This window comes from Pseudidiomarina fusca, assembly GCF_032227045.1.
Classification (GTDB): domain Bacteria; phylum Pseudomonadota; class Gammaproteobacteria; order Enterobacterales; family Alteromonadaceae; genus Pseudidiomarina; species Pseudidiomarina fusca.
Window position 1 is genome coordinate 139,648 of record NZ_JANFPJ010000003.1, and the last position, 18,742, is coordinate 158,389.

Here is an 18,742-nt window from a genome sequence, read left to right on the forward strand (position 1 = left end):
ATTCTTGTGTGCTGTCATCAGGCACAACCAAGCTACCATTCACCTATTTCCAAACCCAGTGATTGTCCATTAAAAAAGCCGCAAAAAGCGGCTTTCTAATGGTATATCAACAGATTAGCTAGTTTAGTTAGCAGCCATCTTAGCTTGGTCTACTAACCTAAACGCCAGTTCGACTGTCTCTTCTAAGTAAGGATCTGGCGCTTCTAAATCGGTCGGAATTTCGTCAATTTTCTCTACCGGCTCCTGTCCTAAACGCTGTAAACGTTCATTAGCACGGGCAAGGTTTCGAGCTTTGTCGGCCGCTTCTTCCGCTTTTCTTTCAGCCAGTACCAAGCTTACCCAAGTTTTTTCTTTCTCTTGTTGATAGCGTTCGATATCAGCAAAAATATAATTAAACTCTGGGTTTCCTTGAATCTGTTCATCGAGTTGTTGCTGCAGCGTTTTAAAATCATAACCACGAATGCTATGGGTAGTTTGATATTTAGCTGGGGTAATTTGATCCCACGGCAACGCGTTTTCTTGCGAACTCTCACCAAACTCTTCAGCATCAATGATGGATGGATACTCTAAATCAGGTTGTACCCCTCGTAATTGCGTGCTGCCACCATTAATTCGATAAAACTTAGCCATGGTGTATTGAACGCTACCTAAAGGCTCGTCATAAAAATCAAACGGCCGTGCAATCCCACGATGTTGTTGTACTGTGCCTTTACCGTAGGTATTTTCACCCACAATCACCGCTCGGTTATAATCTTGCAGAGCGGCGGCAAAAATTTCCGAGGCAGACGCACTGTAGCGATCAACCATCACTACCATGGGACCATTGTAGAAAGTTTTACCATCGCGGTCGCCGTTGACTTCTTTCCGACCGCTACCATCGGCAACTTGTACCACAGGACCTTGGTCAATGAATAGTCCCGTCAAACTGATAGCTTCAGCTAACGAACCGCCCCCATTGCCACGTAAATCGATGATTAAGCTTTCCACATTCGCTGCGGCAGCTTCCTCTAATAACGCCACTACATCAGTGGTGAGGTTATTGTAAAAGCCCGGAATGGTAATCAGCGCGGTGGCCCGACCATCGTACTTATCATCCGTAGATTGCTTGATCTCAATCTTGGCAGCACGGTCTTCGAGTTTTACCTTATCGCGTACAATCATCACTTCTTTGGGCGTGGCACTGGCGCTTTGGTTCGCTTTAAGTACTTGTAGTTTAACCGTAGTACCTTTGGGCCCTTTAATCAGCTCCACCACATCGTCAAGCCGCCAGCCAATCACGTCGACAAAGTCAGCATCGTCATCATCACCCTGAGCCACGCCAACGATCTTATCATCTACGGCCACTTGCCCGCTCTTATCAGCGGGTCCACCAGGAACTAAACTGCGGATCACCGTGTAATCGTAATCCGCTTGCAGTACGGCCCCTATTCCCTCTAGGGAAAGGTTCATGTTCTGCTCAAACCGCTCTGAATTTACCGGTGACAAATAGCTGGTGTGCGCCTCGACACTGCGTGCAAAGGCATTCATTACCGTTTGGAAGACATCTTCACTGTTGGTTTGAGTTAAGCGTTTTAGGGCGTTGTTGTAGCGTTTACCAAGCGTTTCAACAACTTCAGGCCATTCTTTACCCGCCATGGTTAAGTTGAGCGCATCGTATTTAACCCGCTGACGCCACAGTTCATCCAACTCAGTTGCTGCTGCAGGCCAATCCGCATCTTCACGCTGAAAATGATACTTGTCACCCGTTTCAGTGAAATCAAAGGGTTGTTCTTCGTCTAACAAGGATAACGCATAAGAGTAGCGTTCAAAGCGCCGCTGCAAAGACTTCTGATAGAGCGAAAATGCTGGGCTAAGTTTGCCTGAATCGATCATGTCATCAAACAGCAACCGATATTCTTGGGCCTGTTCAATATCGGTAGCCAGTAAAAACATTTTATTGTAATCAAGCATTTCTAAATAACGCTCAAGAATTTGCTCTGAGAGTTCGTTATCCAGTTCCATTTGCTTGAAGTGATAGCGCGTAAAAAAGTTTTTCACACGTTGGCTAGCTACGCCATGCTGAGCTGCTGGTGCTAACTCAGGCAGTTCGTCCAGTTGATGTGCCGGTGGTAAGGCAAGCGCTACATGGCTTAACGATAAACCAATAAATACTGCAATCGCCTTTCGTGTGAACCCTTTTTTACTCATACTTACTACTCCTGCTTGGCAACAAATACTGCGGCAACGTTAACTTTGACCGTTAAGCCGTTTTGAAGTTGCACATGCACATCGTTTTTGTCTAGTTCAGTAATACTGCCTGGAATAGGTGCAACGCCGGCTTTTACATGCACAGCTTGCCCTACTTTAAGTGCAGCTACTGTCGTTGCCGCTAACTGCGGTTGTGCTGCTTTAGCCGTGTTACTTGCGTTGGTGCTGCTGGCACTTGCTGCAGCCGGCTTCCGAGCTGGACGCTTAGCCCGTGCCTGCCGTGCAGCATTTGCTGGTGCGGCTTTTGGTGCTCGGCTACGAGGCTTTTTGTCTGCCTCTGCTTTACGTTTCGCCGCTGCACGCTCTGCTGCTGCCGCTTTGGATGCCGCTAACGTCTCTTCGGCATGTTGTTGATGCTGCTCTTCTACAATACCCGCTGGCTTTCCATCTAGATCAACCCGTTCAACGCCAGCTTTTACGGTACGTAGGTAACGCCAGCTGTTGGTATAGTGGCGTAAGGCAATACGCAAACGCGTTTTGCTTACCGTCTCATCATCATCTAAACGTGCGGCAAGGTCATCAAACACTCCAATTTTTAGAGGTTTTGCATCTCCTTCCGCGTAAAAGCAGGCCGGAAACTTTGCCGCTAAATAAGCGATCACGTCTTTAGTTTTGGATAACTTACTTGCGGTTTGGTTTTCTTCAATATGGGTCATCTTCGTCAATATCCTGCTGGCGTACGTCCGCCAGTTGCTCCGTTATATAAGCCTGCATTTCTTCACTGTCTAGCTCCAGCAAGGCTGGGTTTTCTATCCATTCAAAAAGTACACGGCGTACCACTTCTTCAAGCTGCGCTAAAGTGTCGGTTTCTTCACTAAAGTCGACAATATAGTGCAGCATTTCGTTTAATTGATCCGTTGCAGTTTCTTCGTCACCTTCAAAAAACTGCATATCCTGTTGACTAACTAAATACGCATAAATATCAAATTCGTTATACATGGTTAGCCTTATGTTTCCGTAACCTAGGCGCTAGGCTGCAACTGTGACCAGTCTAAACTCTCAATAAATCGGCCTAACTCGGTTAATCCAGCCGCATCAGCTGGACTGAAACGAGCCACACTAGGGCTATCAATATCCAACACCCCTACCACCTGATCCGCTACGATTAAAGGCACTACTACTTCTGAATTAGAAGCAGCATCACAAGCGATATGTCCAGCGAACTGGTGAACATCTTCTACCAGTTGGGTTTGCCGCGTTGCTGCGGCAGCTCCACAAACGCCCTTACCAAAGGCAATACGTAAGCAAGCTACTTTACCTTGAAATGGCCCCAACACCAACAATTCGGGCGCCCGCGTTAAATAAAAGCCGACCCAATTAACATCGGCTAAAGTCTCGTTAATAAGGGCTGACAGGTTGCTCAAGTTGGCAATCAGGTCGGGTTCATCAGCGGTAATGGCTTTAGCTTGCTCAATTAACAGCTGATAGTCTACAAGGGTTTGACTCATAACAGTGTTATTGCCTTAGTTATCATTGAGTGAAAAGCTCGCAATGGTGCCAGCTCCAGTTAAATCAGCCTTCATCTCGCGCTTACTGCGTGTGACTAATTGCCCATCTGAGCCAATCCGAAATGGCTCATCCGATGGCCGGTAGCGCGCCTGATAGGCCATCACGAGTTGAATAGAATTAGCACGTTGCTCTTCTGAAAGCTTGGCACCATCGGGCCAACGGCCTAATTCAACGGCTTGCAACAAACGCTCAAAAGTTTCCGGGGTAATACTGGCGAGAAGTTCGTCAAACTGCATGACTAACGCTTCCTTTTTAAGAACAATAATCGAACGCGGTTAAGCACAAACCACACCAAGCCAACAATCATAGCACCATATGCTGCGCTCGACTGCCAACTCTCGGGATGAGGTTGCTGAATGAAAAAATACGTAAAGGCAGCAATTGCGATCAATAACGCAAGCATAGACTGGCCTAATATTTTATCTTTTTTAGCTTGTAATAAGCGCTCTAGCTCGCGATTACGTTGCTCCGGAGTTGCACCTGCCACCCGAAAATCACAATGGGGACAAGTGTCTGCTTTGTCGGACATGCGTTTGTTACATGACGGGCATTCTATTAACGCCATGGGTACCTCAATTTTCAGCAATCTAAGTAGGCAATATAAGGGATCTCAGAGTAAATTCAAGCATTGCCCAGAGTTTGCGGACAAATAAAAACCCGCCGCAGCGGGTTTTTACTCAATCAATGGTTACTTGTCAGATTGACTGCCATTTTTTTCAGCTTCAAAATCCTGCCAGTAAGCCTTCACCGTATCTTTCATCTCGCGTCTGAGTAACACCAAACCAAATAAGTTAGGTAGAGTCATCAACACAATTGCGACGTATGAAAGTGTCCACACTAAGGTGGTATCGGCAAATGAGGCGACAAAGAAGCCAGCCACGTACAGAATCCGATAAGGCATGACACCACGCTGTCCAACCAGGTAGACCACCGCCCTATCACCGTAATAGGACCAAGCAATGGCAGTAGAAAACGCAAACAGCAGCAAACTGATAGGCACAATGTATTCACCTGCATCACCTAAGAAGCCACGCCCAAAGGCCTTGGCGGTAAGTGCTGCTGAGTGAATCAATGAATCACCAAAAATTTGGATATCTTGTTTGCGTAAGGCGCCATTATCGATTCTAAGGACACCCGTGTAGGGGTCTTCACCAGCTACAATAAAGCGCACGTTTTCTGCAACCGAGCGCGCATGCAAAATGGTAAAGCCATTACTCACAGGTTTACCATTAGCGACTTCAATCGTACCTGTGTACTTCTCAATAGTATTTTCAGAGGTACCATTTAAGTAATGGTATAAGGCTTGGCGATCCGCTTGAGTGGTATCGTCATAGTGGCCGGCCACGATTTCAAGGTCAGTACGAGAGAACTCATTTGTATGCTTCTCTGACCAAACCCCGGACGACAAGATCACCAAACCGGTTAAGGTACAGATAACTATGGTGTCGATAAAAGGTTCTAAAATGGACACCATGCCCTCAGATACAGGTTCGTCGGCGCGCGCTGCTGCGTGGGCAATCGGAGCTGAACCTTGACCTGCCTCGTTTGAGAACAAGCCTCGGTTTACCCCGCGATTAAAGGCGTAAGCAAAGGTCGCACCTAAGAAGCCGCCAGTAGCTGCTGAGCCAGTAAAGGCATCGCTGAAAATGGCTGCAAACGAAGGCCCAATCTGGTCTAAGTTGAAGAAGATAACACTTAGTGAACCTATGATATAAAGCACGCCCATGATGGGTACAATTTTCGAGGTCACTGCAGCGATACGTTTAATGCCACCGATGATAACCATGGCTAACATGATGGCCAAAATACCACCCGTTAACATAGGTTCAATACCAAACGAGGCTTGCATGCTTTGCGCAATGTTATTTACTTGCGGCATGTTGCCAGTACCGAAAGAGCTGATAATGGTGGCTATCGCAAAAATCACGGCCAACCACTTCATGTTCAAGCGACGGTCCATAAAATACATAGGGCCGCCAGCCATGGTGCCATCTTCCGTTTGTACCCGGTATTTGTGCGATAAAGTTACCTCAACAAATTTAGTGGTCATCCCCAAAAAGGCAGTGATCCACATCCAGAACAAAGCTGCTGGACCACCTAAAAAGATAGCTAGGGCAACACCACCGATATTACCAGTACCCACAGTACCCGATAACGCGGTTGATAAAGCTTGAAAGTGCGTGGTATCGCCTTGTGCACCCTTTTTATCAAATTTTCCCGTGACCACTTTCCAGGCATGCCCGAAAAAACGGATTTGTGGAAAGCCCAAGTAGAGCGTAAAAAACAAACCTACACCCAACAGAATATATGGGAAATAGGCTGCCGAACCTAGATAGCTATCTAGTAGCAGTAAGAAATTATTAATTGCTTCCAAGGTGTCCCCCTAGCGTTATTATTGTTGTTGTTCGCTTTTAAGCTAGCTTGCGCGACTTAGTCGCGCAAGTTATTTGCGATTGAATAAATCGCACTTAATACATCGGCACCTAACTGCTGGCTACGATTAGCAGACCAACCGAAATCAGCATCAGGTAAATCAGCATTATCTTTAAATGGCATTTCTAAGGTAAAGGCTAAACAGTTAAAGCGTTCTGCCACCGCATTACTCGCTACGGTTAAGTTAGCTTCACCTGGTTTATCCACCTCATAGCCAAATTTAGTTTGAAACTCTGGCGTAATGTTCAGTAAGGTTTGCTTAAATTGCTCACCTAATTTATCCATCTGCTCAGTATAGCTTGGGATGCCTTCTGAACCGGCCAAAAAGTTATAGGGTAGATTTTCATCACCATGAATATCCAAATACAAGTCTACCCCACTTGCTGCCATAGCTTGCAGTACCAAATAAACCTCAGGGCTACGCTCTAGGCTTGGCTCTGCCCACTCACGGTTTAAGTTTACGCCGACGGCATTGGTACGCAAATGACCACGCACACTACCATCAGGGTTCATGTTAGGCACAACATAAAAGACGTTGTCTTCTAATAACCGTCGCGCGGTTCCATCTTCATCATCCAGTAAGCGACTTAGCAGGCCTTCTACGAACCACTCGGCCATAGACTCACCAGGATGCTGACGTGCGGTAATCCAGATAGCCTTTTTATGGTCGTCCGGTTCGCCAATCACCAGCAGATTCATATCACGACCATCAAGGGTTTGGCCCAATAGCACGTGCTGGCATTCAATACTTTGTTGCGCCCACTGTACTAGGTCTTGATGACGCTCATAGGAGTATGGTGTGAAGTATGCAAAATAAACACTTTCTTGGTCCGGCGCGAAGCGGATCACCAGTTCTTTGCCGTTGTATTCGGTAGGTACCCGGAACCAGTTCTCTCGATCGTAGGATGCGACGGCACCGTAATCTTTCCAGCCATCAGGGTAAGCTGAAGTACCGGCGTTGGTGATGGTCATCACATGCTCAACACCGGGTTCACCGTAGAGCTTAAAATGGAACCATTGATAAAAATCTGATTGGTTATCTTTGCGAATCGCCAACTGAATATTGTCTACTGAATTAGCTTCGATAACCTCGATATTACCGCTATCAAATTGGGCCGTAATGAACATCGCGTTCCCCTTTTTTATAATGAATAGAGTCGCCGCAACCTGGGTTTCATCGGTTGCGGACAAAATAAAAAGCGCCTATCGGAAGGCGCTTTTGCATGGATGTATTGCTATTTAGGTAAGTTCAGCAGTTGCTGACCAGCCATTTGCTCAGCTACACGAACAACCTGACAGCTGTAGCCAAACTCATTGTCATACCAGACGTACAGAACCGCACGGTCTTGGTCAACAATGGTCGCTTGTGAATCAACCACACCTGCGTAACGCGAGCCAACTAAATCGGTCGAAACAATCTCGGTTGAAGCGGTGAAATCGATTTGCGCTTGCAACTCTGAATGCAATGCTTGGTCACGCAAGAAGGCATTCATTTCGTCTTTGCTGGTCGACTTGTTTAAGTTTAAGTTCATGATCGCCATAGATACGTTTGGCGTTGGCACTCGAATCGCATTCCCGGTTAATTTACCGGCTAATTCTGGCAGCGCTTTAGCAACAGCTTTGGCCGCACCGGTTTCGGTCAACACCATGTTTAATGGCGCTGAACGACCACGACGGTCAGCTTTATGATAGTTATCAATAAGGTTTTGGTCGTTGGTATATGAGTGCACTGTTTCAACGTGGCCATTGCGAATACCAAACTCATCATTAACTACTTTCAATACCGGCGTAATGGCGTTTGTCGTACAGCTAGCAGCGCTAACAATTAGATCTTCTGGCAAAATGTCGTCATGGTTCACACCATAAACCACATTCTTGATGCCGCCTTTGGCTGGTGCTGTTAACAAGACTTTTTTCACACCTTTTGATTTCAAGTGCAAGCCTAGGCCAGCTTCATCTTTCCAAATGCCGGTATTGTCGATCACGATGGCGTTATCGATTCCGTATTGGGTGTAATCAATTTGGTCTGGACCGTCTGAGTAAATCACTTTAATGCTGGTGCCGTTGGCTTTGATGGCACTGTTTTCGTGATCAACAGTAATAGAACCATTAAATGGACCGTGAATAGAATCGCGACGCAATAAACTGGCACGTTTTTCTAAATCACCGTCACGCCCGCCACGCACAACAATAGCGCGTAAACGCATTTTATTATTGCTGCCGTTACGCTCAATTAATAACCGTGCTAGCAATCGACCAATCCGGCCAAAACCATACAGCACCACATCTTGCGCTGCAATTTCATCAGCTTTGTCGATGATGTCTGCGAGTTCGCGTTGCAGGTATGCTTCAATGCTGTCGCCCTTACCCGCATCTTTATGCAAATAGTTGTAAGCTAATTTACCTAAATCAACGCGCGCTGGCGCCAATTGCATTTTGCTTAAAGCTTCAATGAATGGAAAGCTTTCGCGCAACCGTACTTTCACCCCTTCGTGGCGACGAATTAACCGATGCGCTTTGATGATGTTAATGGTGTCAACGTTTAATAACGAGCGGCCATAGACTAAGATCTCCACCCCGTAATTACGGTATAGACGACCAATTAAAGGCTGCATCATTTCTGCGTATTCTTGGCGTTCCTGCCAGCTCTGTAAAGTCAGATCCTGTTGCTGATCACTCATGAGGTTACCTTTATGTTGAGTAAATTTGACGGTTGCGTGAAAAATTGCTGGCTATTGTACTTAAAACCTGCGCCAAGCGCCAGAATCTATGTTACCTAAGGTTTAACGTGATATAATTCTTAAGCTTATCACTAAGGAGTACTGTCATGTTACGTCGTACTAAGATCGTTACCACGCTCGGTCCTGCCACCGATTCCCCTCACGTTTTAGAGTCTCTGATTAAAGCTGGCGCTAATGTGGTGCGTTTAAACTTTTCTCACGGTAACGCGGCTGATCATCAGCAACGTGCTGCGCAAGTTCGTGAGATTGCACAAAGCCTGGGCGTTCATGTGGCCATTTTAGGCGATCTACAAGGCCCGAAAATTCGTGTCGCAAAATTTGCAGATGGTGCGATTACGCTAGATGAAGGCGATGTTTTTGTACTGGATGCCGAACTCGACAAAAACGCTGGCACCCATCAGCGGGTTGGCATCGATTATAAACAACTCCCTGCAGATGTAGATGTTGGCGATATTTTGCTGCTCGACGATGGCCGTGTTCGGTTACAAGTTGAAGATGTTTCTGGCAATCAGGTCACCACCACTGTCTTGGTGGGTGGCAAATTATCGAATAATAAAGGCATCAACCGCTTAGGTGGAGGCCTGTCGGCAGCAGCACTGACTGATAAAGATTTAGATGATATTAAAACCGCGGCAGCCATAGGGGTAGATTATCTTGCGGTGTCCTTCCCTCGTACCGGCGCCGACATCAATCAAGCGCGCACACTATTGCGCGATGCCGGTGGTGATGGCTTAATTTGTGCCAAAATTGAACGAGCTGAAGCCGTGGCTTCCGATGCTGCGTTAGATGACATTATTCGCGCTTCTGATGCCGTGATGGTTGCCCGTGGTGATTTAGGCGTTGAAATTGGCGACGCTCAATTAGTGGGTAAACAAAAACGCATCATTGAGCGTTCACGCCAACTCAATAAAGTGGTGATTACAGCTACGCAAATGATGGAATCGATGATTGAAAACCCGATGCCAACGCGAGCTGAAGTAATGGACGTAGCTAACGCGGTGTTAGACGGCACCGATGCAGTGATGCTATCTGCCGAAACGGCCGCCGGTAAGCACCCAGTCGCTACGGTCAAGGCGATGGCAGAAATTTGCTTGGGCGCTGAAACTCACCCAAGTGTGGTGATTGATAACACCGATTTAGAAGAAACCTTTACCAGCATCCAAGAAGCGACCGCCATCACCGCCATGTATGCGGCTACTCACTTAACTGGCGTCAAGGCGATTATTGCGCTTACAGAATCTGGCTCAACGGCAAAATTGATGTCACGTATTAATACCGCTCTGCCGATCTTTTCGCTATCTCGGCATGCCAGCAGTCGAGCCCGTTGTGCGCTTTATCGTGGGGTCTACCCGATTAACTTTGACTCAACGCAAAGTGAACCCCATGAGTTAGTGCATGACGCGATTGAACAGGTGAAAAAGCGTGGCCATTTAGTCAGTGGTGATTTGGTTATTTTAACCCACGGTGATGTGATGGAATCCGTGGGCTCTACCAATACCTGTAAAATTATCGAAGTACGCTAACGCGGCGCTTGGTTTGCTCTTAGATAGCGTCGCTGCTAACCTCAGCGGCGCTATTGGTAATAGCGGACAATGCCATCAATATCATCCAAATAGCCATCTATTTTTCTTAATAAATGACGTTTTTGCTTAGCATCCATGCTAGCGTAAATAGCTAGCACCAAATCCGTAGTTAACACCCTGTTGGTCTCAATACTTTGCTGCAACTCATCACTACGTAACTCTTGTGGTGAAAACATCAGTAACTTTAACTGTTGCTCAAAGTCTTGCTGTTGTGGGTAGTCGACTAACAGCAAAAACTGTGCTTGCCACTGCATGCTATAAAGCAACCACTGTTGTTGATTATCCACCCGTTGCGCTAGCCATTGACGCAATAACTGTCGCTGCTCGCTATTGACTGAGCCCAGCCAGGTTTTGATATTTTTCTCAGCCCGCTGAAAGCGTCGTTGCGGTTGGTCTTCTTGTTGACGCTCCTTAAACTCCTCTATTTGCTGCTGCTGACGTTGCTCCAAACTTTCTCGTAGTTGAGCTCGTTCAGCATCATTAAGGCGAGGTAGGAGTGACTGAGCATGCGGTTCTAATTGCTCTAAAATACGTTGCCAAGCTTGCCACACAGCCTCATAGCTGGTGTCTAAAAAGGCCGCATCCACTTCATCGTTGGCAATAGCGGTACGAATTTTTGCTAATTCTTGGTGATAACGAGGCATTTCTTCACGGGCGTGCCATTGATGCAAATCAGTAATCACCTGATCCACATCACGTTGCAATTCTGGCCGCAGTTCGACAATGCTACTCAATTGCCATTCGATGATGGTATCGGCGAAGCGGTAACCTAACTGAGTTGAACAGCCTACCAGGAACGTCAGCATGGCTAGTAAGGTAAGCTTTTTCAACATAGGTTTTCAGCCTCAGGGGTTAAGAATGAGTTTTTTTATTCTATCCTTATAACTACGACTTACTTTCAGCTCTTTACCATTACGTAAAACGATGTGGTATTCGCCATTTTGACGACTACAGAGCTTTTCTACGTGTTCCATATTAACAATGGCTGAGCGATGAATCCGTTGAAACCGTTGCGGGTTTAACTCTTCTTCAAGCTCTTTCATGGTGCGTCGTAGAATATGGGTTTCATTACTAGCGTGAATACACATGTAATCCCCCGCTGCATCTACCCACTCGATTGAGTTAATGGCTACACGAGTTATTTCACCACTTTCTTTGATCGCAATATGCTCAGGATAGCGAGCCACGTTAACGTCATCACCACTGGCTAAACGTTTAAGAATATCTTCGCAATCTTCGCCAGTAGCATCAGCTAACAAATTAAGAATACGCTGCTGTTGCTGTTCTTGTTCACGTTGCTCGAGATTTTTTTCAATCCGTTTAATACTTTGTTCTAAGCGCTCGTGGTCAACAGGCTTTAACAGATAATCGATGGCTCGCACTTCAAAAGCTTTAATCGCGTATTGATCGTAGGCTGTGACAAACACCACTAATGGCATCTTAAAACCACTTGCTTTAACTTCACGCAATAACTCAAAGCCATTCATACTCGGCATTTGAATATCTAAAAACACCAAGTCAGGTTGTTCTTCGCCAATCATGGCCAGCGCTTGCCGTGCACTTTGGCACTCGGCTAACAATTCAATCTGGTCAAAGGCCTGTAATCGCACCACCAGCCCGCGGCGGGCCAACGACTCGTCATCAACTACCAAGGTGCGGATTTTTTGCGTCATGATTCAACCTGCTCAAATGGAATACGAATTTCTACGCGTAAGCCCTGCGGCTTATTCTCTGCTAATGTAAAGGAGTAATTCTTTCCATACAAGGCCTGTAAGCGTTCACGGGTGTTGACTAACCCCACCCCGCCTTGTTTCATCATGTCTTTAATGGGCTTTTTACTTCCCGGTCCGTTATCTGCGACGCTAATCAGTAAATCTTCGCTAAACCTTTGCGCCTTAACGATAATTTCACCGCCATCTTCCATTTTGGCAATGGCGTATTTAATCGAATTCTCAATTAAAGGTTGTAACATTAAACTAGGCACCAGCGCCTGTTTAACTTCGTCATCAATGTCTAAGGATACTTTTAGACGCTCATCAAAACGCACCTTCTCAATATCCAAATACAGCATCAAAGCCTCAATTTCGCGCTCGAGTGGTATTTTCTTAATGGGTTCGTTATCTAAGCTAAACCGAAGAAACAAACTTAGCTTTGACATCATCCGGTTAGCTAGCTCATTCTCTTTCACCAAAATGAGCGTGGAGATAGCGTTTAAAGTATTAAACAAAAAATGCGGATTTAATTGGTAGCGCAACATCTTTAACTGCGCTTGGTGCGCCATTGAAGTGGCTAATAACGCCTTTTGTTTTTCTTCTTGCAGCATTTGGTAATACTTGATGCCAAAATACAGGCCGCTCCAACTCAACATAATGTAAAATTTAGCGATGGTATTTTTAAAGTAAAACCAAGGGCTATCAGGCCTAAAACCAAACTTATAGATTTCCCAGTAAGTCGCGTTATCAATGACGGCCCACAAAGCCGCTGAAACATAGGAAGCAGCTAGCACCACCACGATCAATAGCCAGGGCGTAGCATCCCAAATACGTCGGTACAAATAACGTAACGGAACCGTAATCAGAAACCCCGCGTAAGCACCTAATAATAAAATCAGGACGTATATGTCGCGCATTTCATGCATTAACGAGCCAATATAATGCACTAAAGCATAACCACTCCAACCGGCTGCTTGTAGCACCCAGAAAAAGCGATTACGATCTTCAAGTAGCGATTTCCAAGTCTGGTTCATAACGCCCCTATCACTGTATGTCATTGCCTCAATTATACCTATTTAGCAAGATAAAGCGGTGCTATTTATCGCACTGCGAGAGCTATATAGCGCCTATCCCTCGTGTTACTATAACGTCATTCATAGTTGGCTAGGCGTTGGCCCTGCTATTGTTGGCAATTCATGAGGTGTGTATGTTGCAGTACCGAATTTGTGTAGATAATGCCGCCGCTCATCAATTTCGAGTGGCGCTAGATATTCCTGTCACTGGCCCGGGCGCCCTAACCTTGCGTCTACCGGCATGGATACCTGGCAGCTACATGATTCGCGACTTTGCCCGCAATCTAAGTAAAGTGACTGCGCATCAGTCCGGTCACGCCGTTGCCATCGACTTAGTGGATAAACAAAGCTGGCGTATTTTTCCGCAACAAGCTGGCACGGTAACCGTTGAATATCAGGTCTATGCTTTTGATTTATCCGTTCGCAGTGCTTACCTAGACCAATTTTTTGGGTTCTACAATCACTCAAGTTTATGCCTAGAAGTGGTCGAACTGTCCGAAGAGCCCTGCCAGGTGGCAGTATCTGTGCCTGCGGGTTGGCGTCTTGCAACCGGTATGCCACGCCTGTCTGGTAGCCATTTTGCTGCGGGTGAATTTCGCGCCGAAAATTATCAGGCACTGATAGACTATCCGGTGTTGATGGGGCCGCTTAATATTCATGAATTTATCGCCGGCGGCGTGAAGCATGCACTCGTCTTGGCCGGGCGTGAATTCGCCGATAGTGAACGTATTTGCGCAGATTTAGCCGCAATCTGTGAATATCAAATCGCCATGTTTGGCCATCAACCGCCGTTCCAACAGTACCTCTTTTTAACCATGGTGGTCGGGAAAGGTTTTGGCGGCCTCGAGCACAGTAACTCCACCGCCCTGCTCTGCAGCCGTAAAGACTTAGCCAAACCCAACAAAGCTGTAATTGATAACGATTACCGCACCTTTTTAAGTTTATGCAGCCATGAATACTTTCATAGCTGGAACGTAAAAACCCTGAAGCCGCGCGAATTTCTGCCTTATCAATTGCAGCAAGAGCAATACACTAAGCAGCTTTGGTTCTACGAAGGGATCACTTCGTATTATGACGACTATGTTTTGCACCAAGCAGGTTTAATCGATCAAGCGACTTATCTCACTCTACTAGGTGACACCATTGCACGTGTTTATCGTGCTGCCGGAGTGACCAAACAGTCGGTTGCAGAGTCCAGTTTTTATGCTTGGACTAAGTTTTACAAACAAGATGAGAACTCGCCCAATAGCATCGTCAGCTACTATGCTAAAGGGGCATTAATAGCCTTATGCCTGGATCTTAAGATCCGCTTAGCTAGCCAACATCAACTTAACCTAGGCTTGGTGCTGAAGGATTTTTGGCAAGCCTATGGGGCCACCTCACTAGGTACAGAAGAAACAACCTTTGTTGATTTTGTAAATCAGCAGTACGCCATTCAGTTGGCGGGGTTTATCGATGCTGCTGTGTATGGCACCAGCGAACTACCTCTAGCCGAATTATTGGCGGAGTTTGGCGTGAGCCTGCTTACAGCCGCCAGTGCCGATGACAATAGTGTGGTCGGTAAGGCCGTTACGCCAACGCACTCGGTGTCTTTAGGCGCCAAATACAAAGCCACTGGCGCCGGCTTAGAATTGCAAACCGTGTATGAGCACGAGGCTGCTCAGCAAGCAGGTTTAAGTGCCTTAGACAGGGTTATTGCGATAGATAATTTGCAGGTCACGGATGCCACCCTAAAAGAGATGTTCGAGCGCTACCAACCAGGACAGACAGTAACGGTGCATGCTTTTCGGCGCGATGAGTTATTCAGTACTGAATTAACTTGGCAAGCGCCATTGCAACACAACAAGGTACTCAAGGTAACCAACCCGCAGTTATTGCAGGGTTGGTTATGCTGAAAAACGCGGGTTAACTTATCACTCTGCTTGAAAATGCTCGAGGGCCAGGGCTGGATCTAAACGCTCATGGCCCCAGTTAATTCGCCAATCGAGGTGAGGGCCAGTAACCCGGCCGGTGGCACCAATATCAGCGATATGCTGGCCCTGCTCGATGCTGTCACCCACTTTGACATGCAATTGATTGAGATGAATGTAAGTACTGGTGATGCCAAATCCGTGATCAATAATCAGGGTACCGCCAGAATAAAATAAATCGGGCTCAGCTAACACCACTTTGCCTGACCAAGGCGCTTGCACCGGGGTGCCGGTGGGAGCTGCAATATCCAACCCATAATGCGGGTTGCGTGGCGTTCCGTTAAAAATTCGCTGACTACCGTAAACACCACTAATACGCCCCTGTGCTGGCATTATCAGCGGCTGCAAATAATCTTCACGGGTACTGTTTACGGTACGTGCCAACCAGACTTTCTCGGCTTCTTTACGAGTACGCTGTTGCTGCTCTGGGTTAGGAGTTACTGTGCGTTGGGGAACGCCATCAACGCGATCGATAGCATAATCGCGCCCGCTTATCTGTAATTCTAAGACATGCTGCTCACCGTTAGCATGTTGTACGGTAAGGGTTTGAGAGCCGTTTGTATCACGACCAAAACCAAACACCACATGGCCACTGTTACTGACACTTAGCGCTTGTTGATTTAACCAGACCTGACTAGTCGGCTGAGTTTTGCCTATGATGAGACCACCCGAGCGAAGGGCTCCGCGTAGTTGAATGCCCTTGCTGCTGGCTTGTCCTTTATTACTGTCGTTGATCGCCAACACCGCATGACTGCTGTTGAGCTCGGCTGGGTTTGTCGAGCTCGCAGCAACCGGCTGCGTTGCTACCAAAGCGAACATGGAACCTAGCGTCGCTAACGCCAGTAACAGCGGCTGCCCACCAAACTTAGGCATAACCAATTGCTCCTTTGCCAACCCCTTCGAATCCAGTCACTTTAACTGCACAATCGGGATGTTGCTGTTTTACCGCTTGGGCTAAATAGGTGGCAATACACTCGACCGTCGAATCCGTTGGGATCAGATAATTTTCCGCTACCGGCACGACGAGTTCAAACAGCCCTTGATCAGCCGTATAACTGTAGCCGATATGGGAAGCTGGAGTCACGTCCGTAGCGCTTGGTGATAACTGTAACTGCGCAAGCTCAACCACATCTTCAGTCGAGCCTAAGTAGATATCTTGCCATTTGGCTGCCCATTGCTGTTCTAGCGCTTCATCACGGTTGCCATCAAGGGCAATAAAGAGCCGCGAGCGGTGGCCATGAGCAATCCTTTGGCAATTGCCGTCATGCTTTTTTAACCCGTGGGTGTAATGATAAAACGCCCCTTCGATTTGTTCTGGTCTCAGCAATAATTCTAAACCTTGCACATTATCGGGTAATTCACGCTTAATCACTGCGCGTAAATAATCGGTAACAGTGGCCATGGTAACAGCTTCTGCGTCAATGAAAGCAAAAGCATCAGCGGGACAAAACAAATGAATAGAAGCTTGTTGCGGGCGCAGAAAATCAACCCAATAACTATTACCATCGGCGTGATGATGCACTCGGGTAAACGGATGCTCAGCAGGCACAGCTAACTTATGATCAACGGCACCATCTATAATGCGTTTAATCTGTTTCTTTACCCGTCCAAAATCTAATACCATGGATTGCTCGTTAAGCGAGCCATCTAGAATAATATCAACAATCCAACTTTCTCCCACCATTCCCCGCTCTGGGCACAGGTAAGAAAAATCAATCACGGTCAGATCGTTTACAAATAACTGCATATAGACATCAACTCTTAAAAATAGTGAGCTTAAGTTAGGCGAAAAACGCCATGCTACTAAGCTTAGTAAGGAATAATTTGGTTACTCGCAATGATATCATAGCTGGCTGTTAAGCCTTATAAAAATAGTGCAAATTAAAGCTGCCACCAATCCCAAATTAGCTTCAGGCTCAATAATACTAGCGCTAAGCCCATGAGCCTATCGAGCCAATGGCTGTATCGCCAAAGCTTGCGGTAGAAAGGCCCCCAAGTAATCGCGGTGGCTAACGCCATAAACCATAAACCAGTAGCTATGGCCATATAACCGCCGTACCCGATTTTTACCCAAGTTGGTGTGGCTGGGTCGATCACGGTCGAGAATAACGCTAAGAAAAACAGCGTGGCTTTTACATTTAAGCCATTGGTTAAAAAACCTACCCGAAAAGCTTTGCTTGCACTGACTTGGCTGGCCCTACTGGTAAACTCTTCGGTACTTGGCATAGCGCCGCGAGGTTTAGCTTGTAATGCTTGCCATCCTAACCAACCTAAATAAATGGCACCCACCCACAATAAGGTTGCGTACAGCCATTGGTATCGATGAATTAATAACGCTACACCTAACACTGAATAGGCAATATGCAGCAAGATGCCGGTACCAATACCGACGGCGACCCAACGACCAATACGGCCACCAAAACTAATACTGTAGCGAGTGACGACTGCAAAATCAGGCCCTGGGCTAGCTACCGCCAGAAAATGTAACACTGCAATAAGCAAAAACTCATTCCAATAGATTGCTATTTGATTCATTCTGATTTACTTTTAGTTAATTAAATAATCACTCTGGCATGCTTATGAAATCGCAAAAACAGCCTTCTCTCAATGCGTTACGTGTATTTGCGGTGGCAGCCACGGCTCCATCATTCAAGCATGCAGCGCAGCAACTTAATGTTTCTCAATCCAATATAACTCGACAGATACAGGCACTGGAAGAGCAGCTTGGCACGCGTTTGTTTCAACGTGATAATCGCGTGCATGCGCTAACTGCCGCCGGGCAAGCTATTGCAGCGGATGTTAGCCAGCTATTTAATGAGCTTGACCGCATCATTGAGCGCGCCCGTAACTTAAGCTATACCGAGCATACGACCCTAAAACTTGCCGTGCCAGAGAGCTTTCTGCGGTGGTGGTTATCAGCCCGACTAGCTGAGTTTTATAGCCTCTATCCCCACGTGCAACTGCATTTTACTACCATCCCCTTGTTTCCGGAACCTGGCAGTAGAGCTCATGTTATTGCCGAGTTACAACATGAGTCATTAGATCTAGCCATTCATTACGGGCCGTTAAAAGATAAGACCATTCAACAACAGGCCCTGTATCAACCTACTTATCGCGCTGTAAGTGCCATCGACAGTAGCACCGCTTGGGCCTCACGGTTATGGCATATTGATGTAAATGCGCCTTATTGGGCGCTATTTAAGCGCCAACAACCCGCTTTAACCAAACAACTGCAGTTGCGCCCCGTAGGAAACAGTAACATCGCTATTGATTTAATGGCTGGTAGTGATCAAGTAACCCTACTAGATAGCTTGTATTTGCAACATCCCCAGTTGCAGGAGTTTAGCCAAGCGCCGGAACTAAGCGTGCAATTACCTGATGCTATCCAACTGGCGGTGAAACAACGTCAACGCCAGCCGGTCGCTGTGATTGCCTTTACTAAGTGGCTCCAAAGCCGATTACACAAAGGTTAAC

The 18,742-nt window shown here is 46.7% G+C and carries 18 protein-coding genes; 3 read left to right on the forward strand and 15 right to left on the reverse strand.

The window, feature by feature from the left end; all coding sequences use genetic code 11:
• Positions 1-123: 123 nt before the first annotated feature.
• The 9 genes from prc to NOG12_RS02390 form a co-directional block, all read right to left on the reverse strand.
• A complete protein-coding gene (prc, locus tag NOG12_RS02350; protein WP_313932310.1) occupies positions 124-2,187 on the reverse strand; it encodes a carboxy terminal-processing peptidase in 2,064 nt (687 codons plus the stop codon).
• Positions 2,188-2,192: 5 nt separating this feature from the next.
• Positions 2,193-2,903: an RNA chaperone ProQ gene (gene proQ, locus NOG12_RS02355; RefSeq protein ID WP_313932311.1), complete on the reverse strand. Its 711-nt coding sequence runs from the start codon at positions 2,901-2,903 to the stop codon at positions 2,193-2,195.
• On the reverse strand, positions 2,890-3,186 hold the full coding sequence (locus NOG12_RS02360) for a hypothetical protein (RefSeq protein ID WP_110075068.1): 297 nt from the start codon (positions 3,184-3,186) through the stop codon (positions 2,890-2,892). The genes proQ and NOG12_RS02360 overlap by 14 nt, the downstream gene beginning before the upstream one ends.
• Before the next feature lie 23 nt (positions 3,187-3,209).
• Entirely contained in the window at positions 3,210-3,695 is a 486-nt protein-coding gene (locus NOG12_RS02365) for a GAF domain-containing protein (protein WP_153825631.1), read from the reverse strand.
• Between the two features lie 15 nt (positions 3,696-3,710).
• A complete protein-coding gene (locus NOG12_RS02370; RefSeq protein WP_110075066.1) occupies positions 3,711-3,992 on the reverse strand; it encodes a YeaC family protein in 282 nt (93 codons plus the stop codon).
• A gap of 2 nt (positions 3,993-3,994) precedes the next feature.
• The gene (locus tag NOG12_RS02375) at positions 3,995-4,285 is read right to left on the reverse strand and encodes a hypothetical protein (protein WP_228759429.1); all 291 of its coding nucleotides are present in this window, start codon (positions 4,283-4,285) and stop codon (positions 3,995-3,997) included.
• A gap of 159 nt (positions 4,286-4,444) precedes the next feature.
• Positions 4,445-6,130, reverse strand: coding sequence for an alanine/glycine:cation symporter family protein (locus NOG12_RS02380; RefSeq protein WP_313932312.1), 1,686 nt, complete (start codon positions 6,128-6,130; stop codon positions 4,445-4,447).
• 56 nt (positions 6,131-6,186) lie between these two features.
• Positions 6,187-7,317: a M14 family metallopeptidase gene (locus tag NOG12_RS02385; RefSeq protein WP_313932313.1), complete on the reverse strand. Its 1,131-nt coding sequence runs from the start codon at positions 7,315-7,317 to the stop codon at positions 6,187-6,189.
• A 107-nt stretch (positions 7,318-7,424) separates the two neighbouring features.
• Complete coding sequence (locus tag NOG12_RS02390; RefSeq protein WP_313932314.1) at positions 7,425-8,870, reverse strand: glyceraldehyde-3-phosphate dehydrogenase; 1,446 nt, start codon at positions 8,868-8,870, stop codon at positions 7,425-7,427.
• Between the two features lie 146 nt (positions 8,871-9,016).
• Between NOG12_RS02390 and pyk the strand changes: the two genes are divergently transcribed.
• Complete coding sequence (gene pyk, locus NOG12_RS02395) at positions 9,017-10,453, forward strand: pyruvate kinase (RefSeq protein ID WP_313932315.1); 1,437 nt, start codon at positions 9,017-9,019, stop codon at positions 10,451-10,453.
• A gap of 50 nt (positions 10,454-10,503) precedes the next feature.
• Here the strand turns inward: pyk and NOG12_RS02400 are convergent, their stop codons facing one another.
• The 3 genes from NOG12_RS02400 to NOG12_RS02410 are packed head-to-tail and all read right to left on the reverse strand — an operon-like array spanning position 10,504 to position 13,259.
• The gene (locus NOG12_RS02400; protein WP_313932316.1) at positions 10,504-11,346 is read right to left on the reverse strand and encodes a DUF6279 family lipoprotein; all 843 of its coding nucleotides are present in this window, start codon (positions 11,344-11,346) and stop codon (positions 10,504-10,506) included.
• Positions 11,347-11,358: 12 nt separating this feature from the next.
• Positions 11,359-12,186: a LytR/AlgR family response regulator transcription factor gene (locus NOG12_RS02405; RefSeq protein WP_110075059.1), complete on the reverse strand. Its 828-nt coding sequence runs from the start codon at positions 12,184-12,186 to the stop codon at positions 11,359-11,361.
• Positions 12,183-13,259 (reverse strand): sensor histidine kinase, encoded by a 1,077-nt coding sequence (locus NOG12_RS02410; protein ID WP_110075058.1) that lies wholly within the window; start codon positions 13,257-13,259, stop codon positions 12,183-12,185. Before NOG12_RS02410 ends, NOG12_RS02405 begins: the two co-directional genes overlap by 4 nt.
• A gap of 173 nt (positions 13,260-13,432) precedes the next feature.
• On the opposite strand from NOG12_RS02410, the gene NOG12_RS02415 reads away from it, so the two are divergent.
• Positions 13,433-15,193, forward strand: coding sequence for a M61 family metallopeptidase (locus NOG12_RS02415; protein ID WP_313932317.1), 1,761 nt, complete (start codon positions 13,433-13,435; stop codon positions 15,191-15,193).
• Between the two features lie 18 nt (positions 15,194-15,211).
• Here the strand turns inward: NOG12_RS02415 and NOG12_RS02420 are convergent, their stop codons facing one another.
• From NOG12_RS02420 to NOG12_RS02430, 3 genes are all read right to left on the reverse strand, one after another.
• Entirely contained in the window at positions 15,212-16,141 is a 930-nt protein-coding gene (locus tag NOG12_RS02420; protein ID WP_313932318.1) for a M23 family metallopeptidase, read from the reverse strand.
• On the reverse strand, positions 16,134-17,015 hold the full coding sequence (locus tag NOG12_RS02425) for a 6-carboxytetrahydropterin synthase (protein WP_313932319.1): 882 nt from the start codon (positions 17,013-17,015) through the stop codon (positions 16,134-16,136). The genes NOG12_RS02420 and NOG12_RS02425 overlap by 8 nt, the downstream gene beginning before the upstream one ends.
• 134 nt (positions 17,016-17,149) lie before the next feature.
• Complete coding sequence (locus tag NOG12_RS02430; protein WP_153825623.1) at positions 17,150-17,803, reverse strand: LysE family translocator; 654 nt, start codon at positions 17,801-17,803, stop codon at positions 17,150-17,152.
• A gap of 44 nt (positions 17,804-17,847) precedes the next feature.
• On the opposite strand from NOG12_RS02430, the gene NOG12_RS02435 reads away from it, so the two are divergent.
• Positions 17,848-18,741 carry a LysR family transcriptional regulator gene (locus tag NOG12_RS02435; protein WP_313932320.1) on the forward strand — a complete coding sequence of 298 codons (894 nt, stop codon included), beginning with the start codon at positions 17,848-17,850 and terminating at the stop codon, positions 18,739-18,741.
• The last annotated feature ends 1 nt before the right edge of the window (position 18,742 follow it).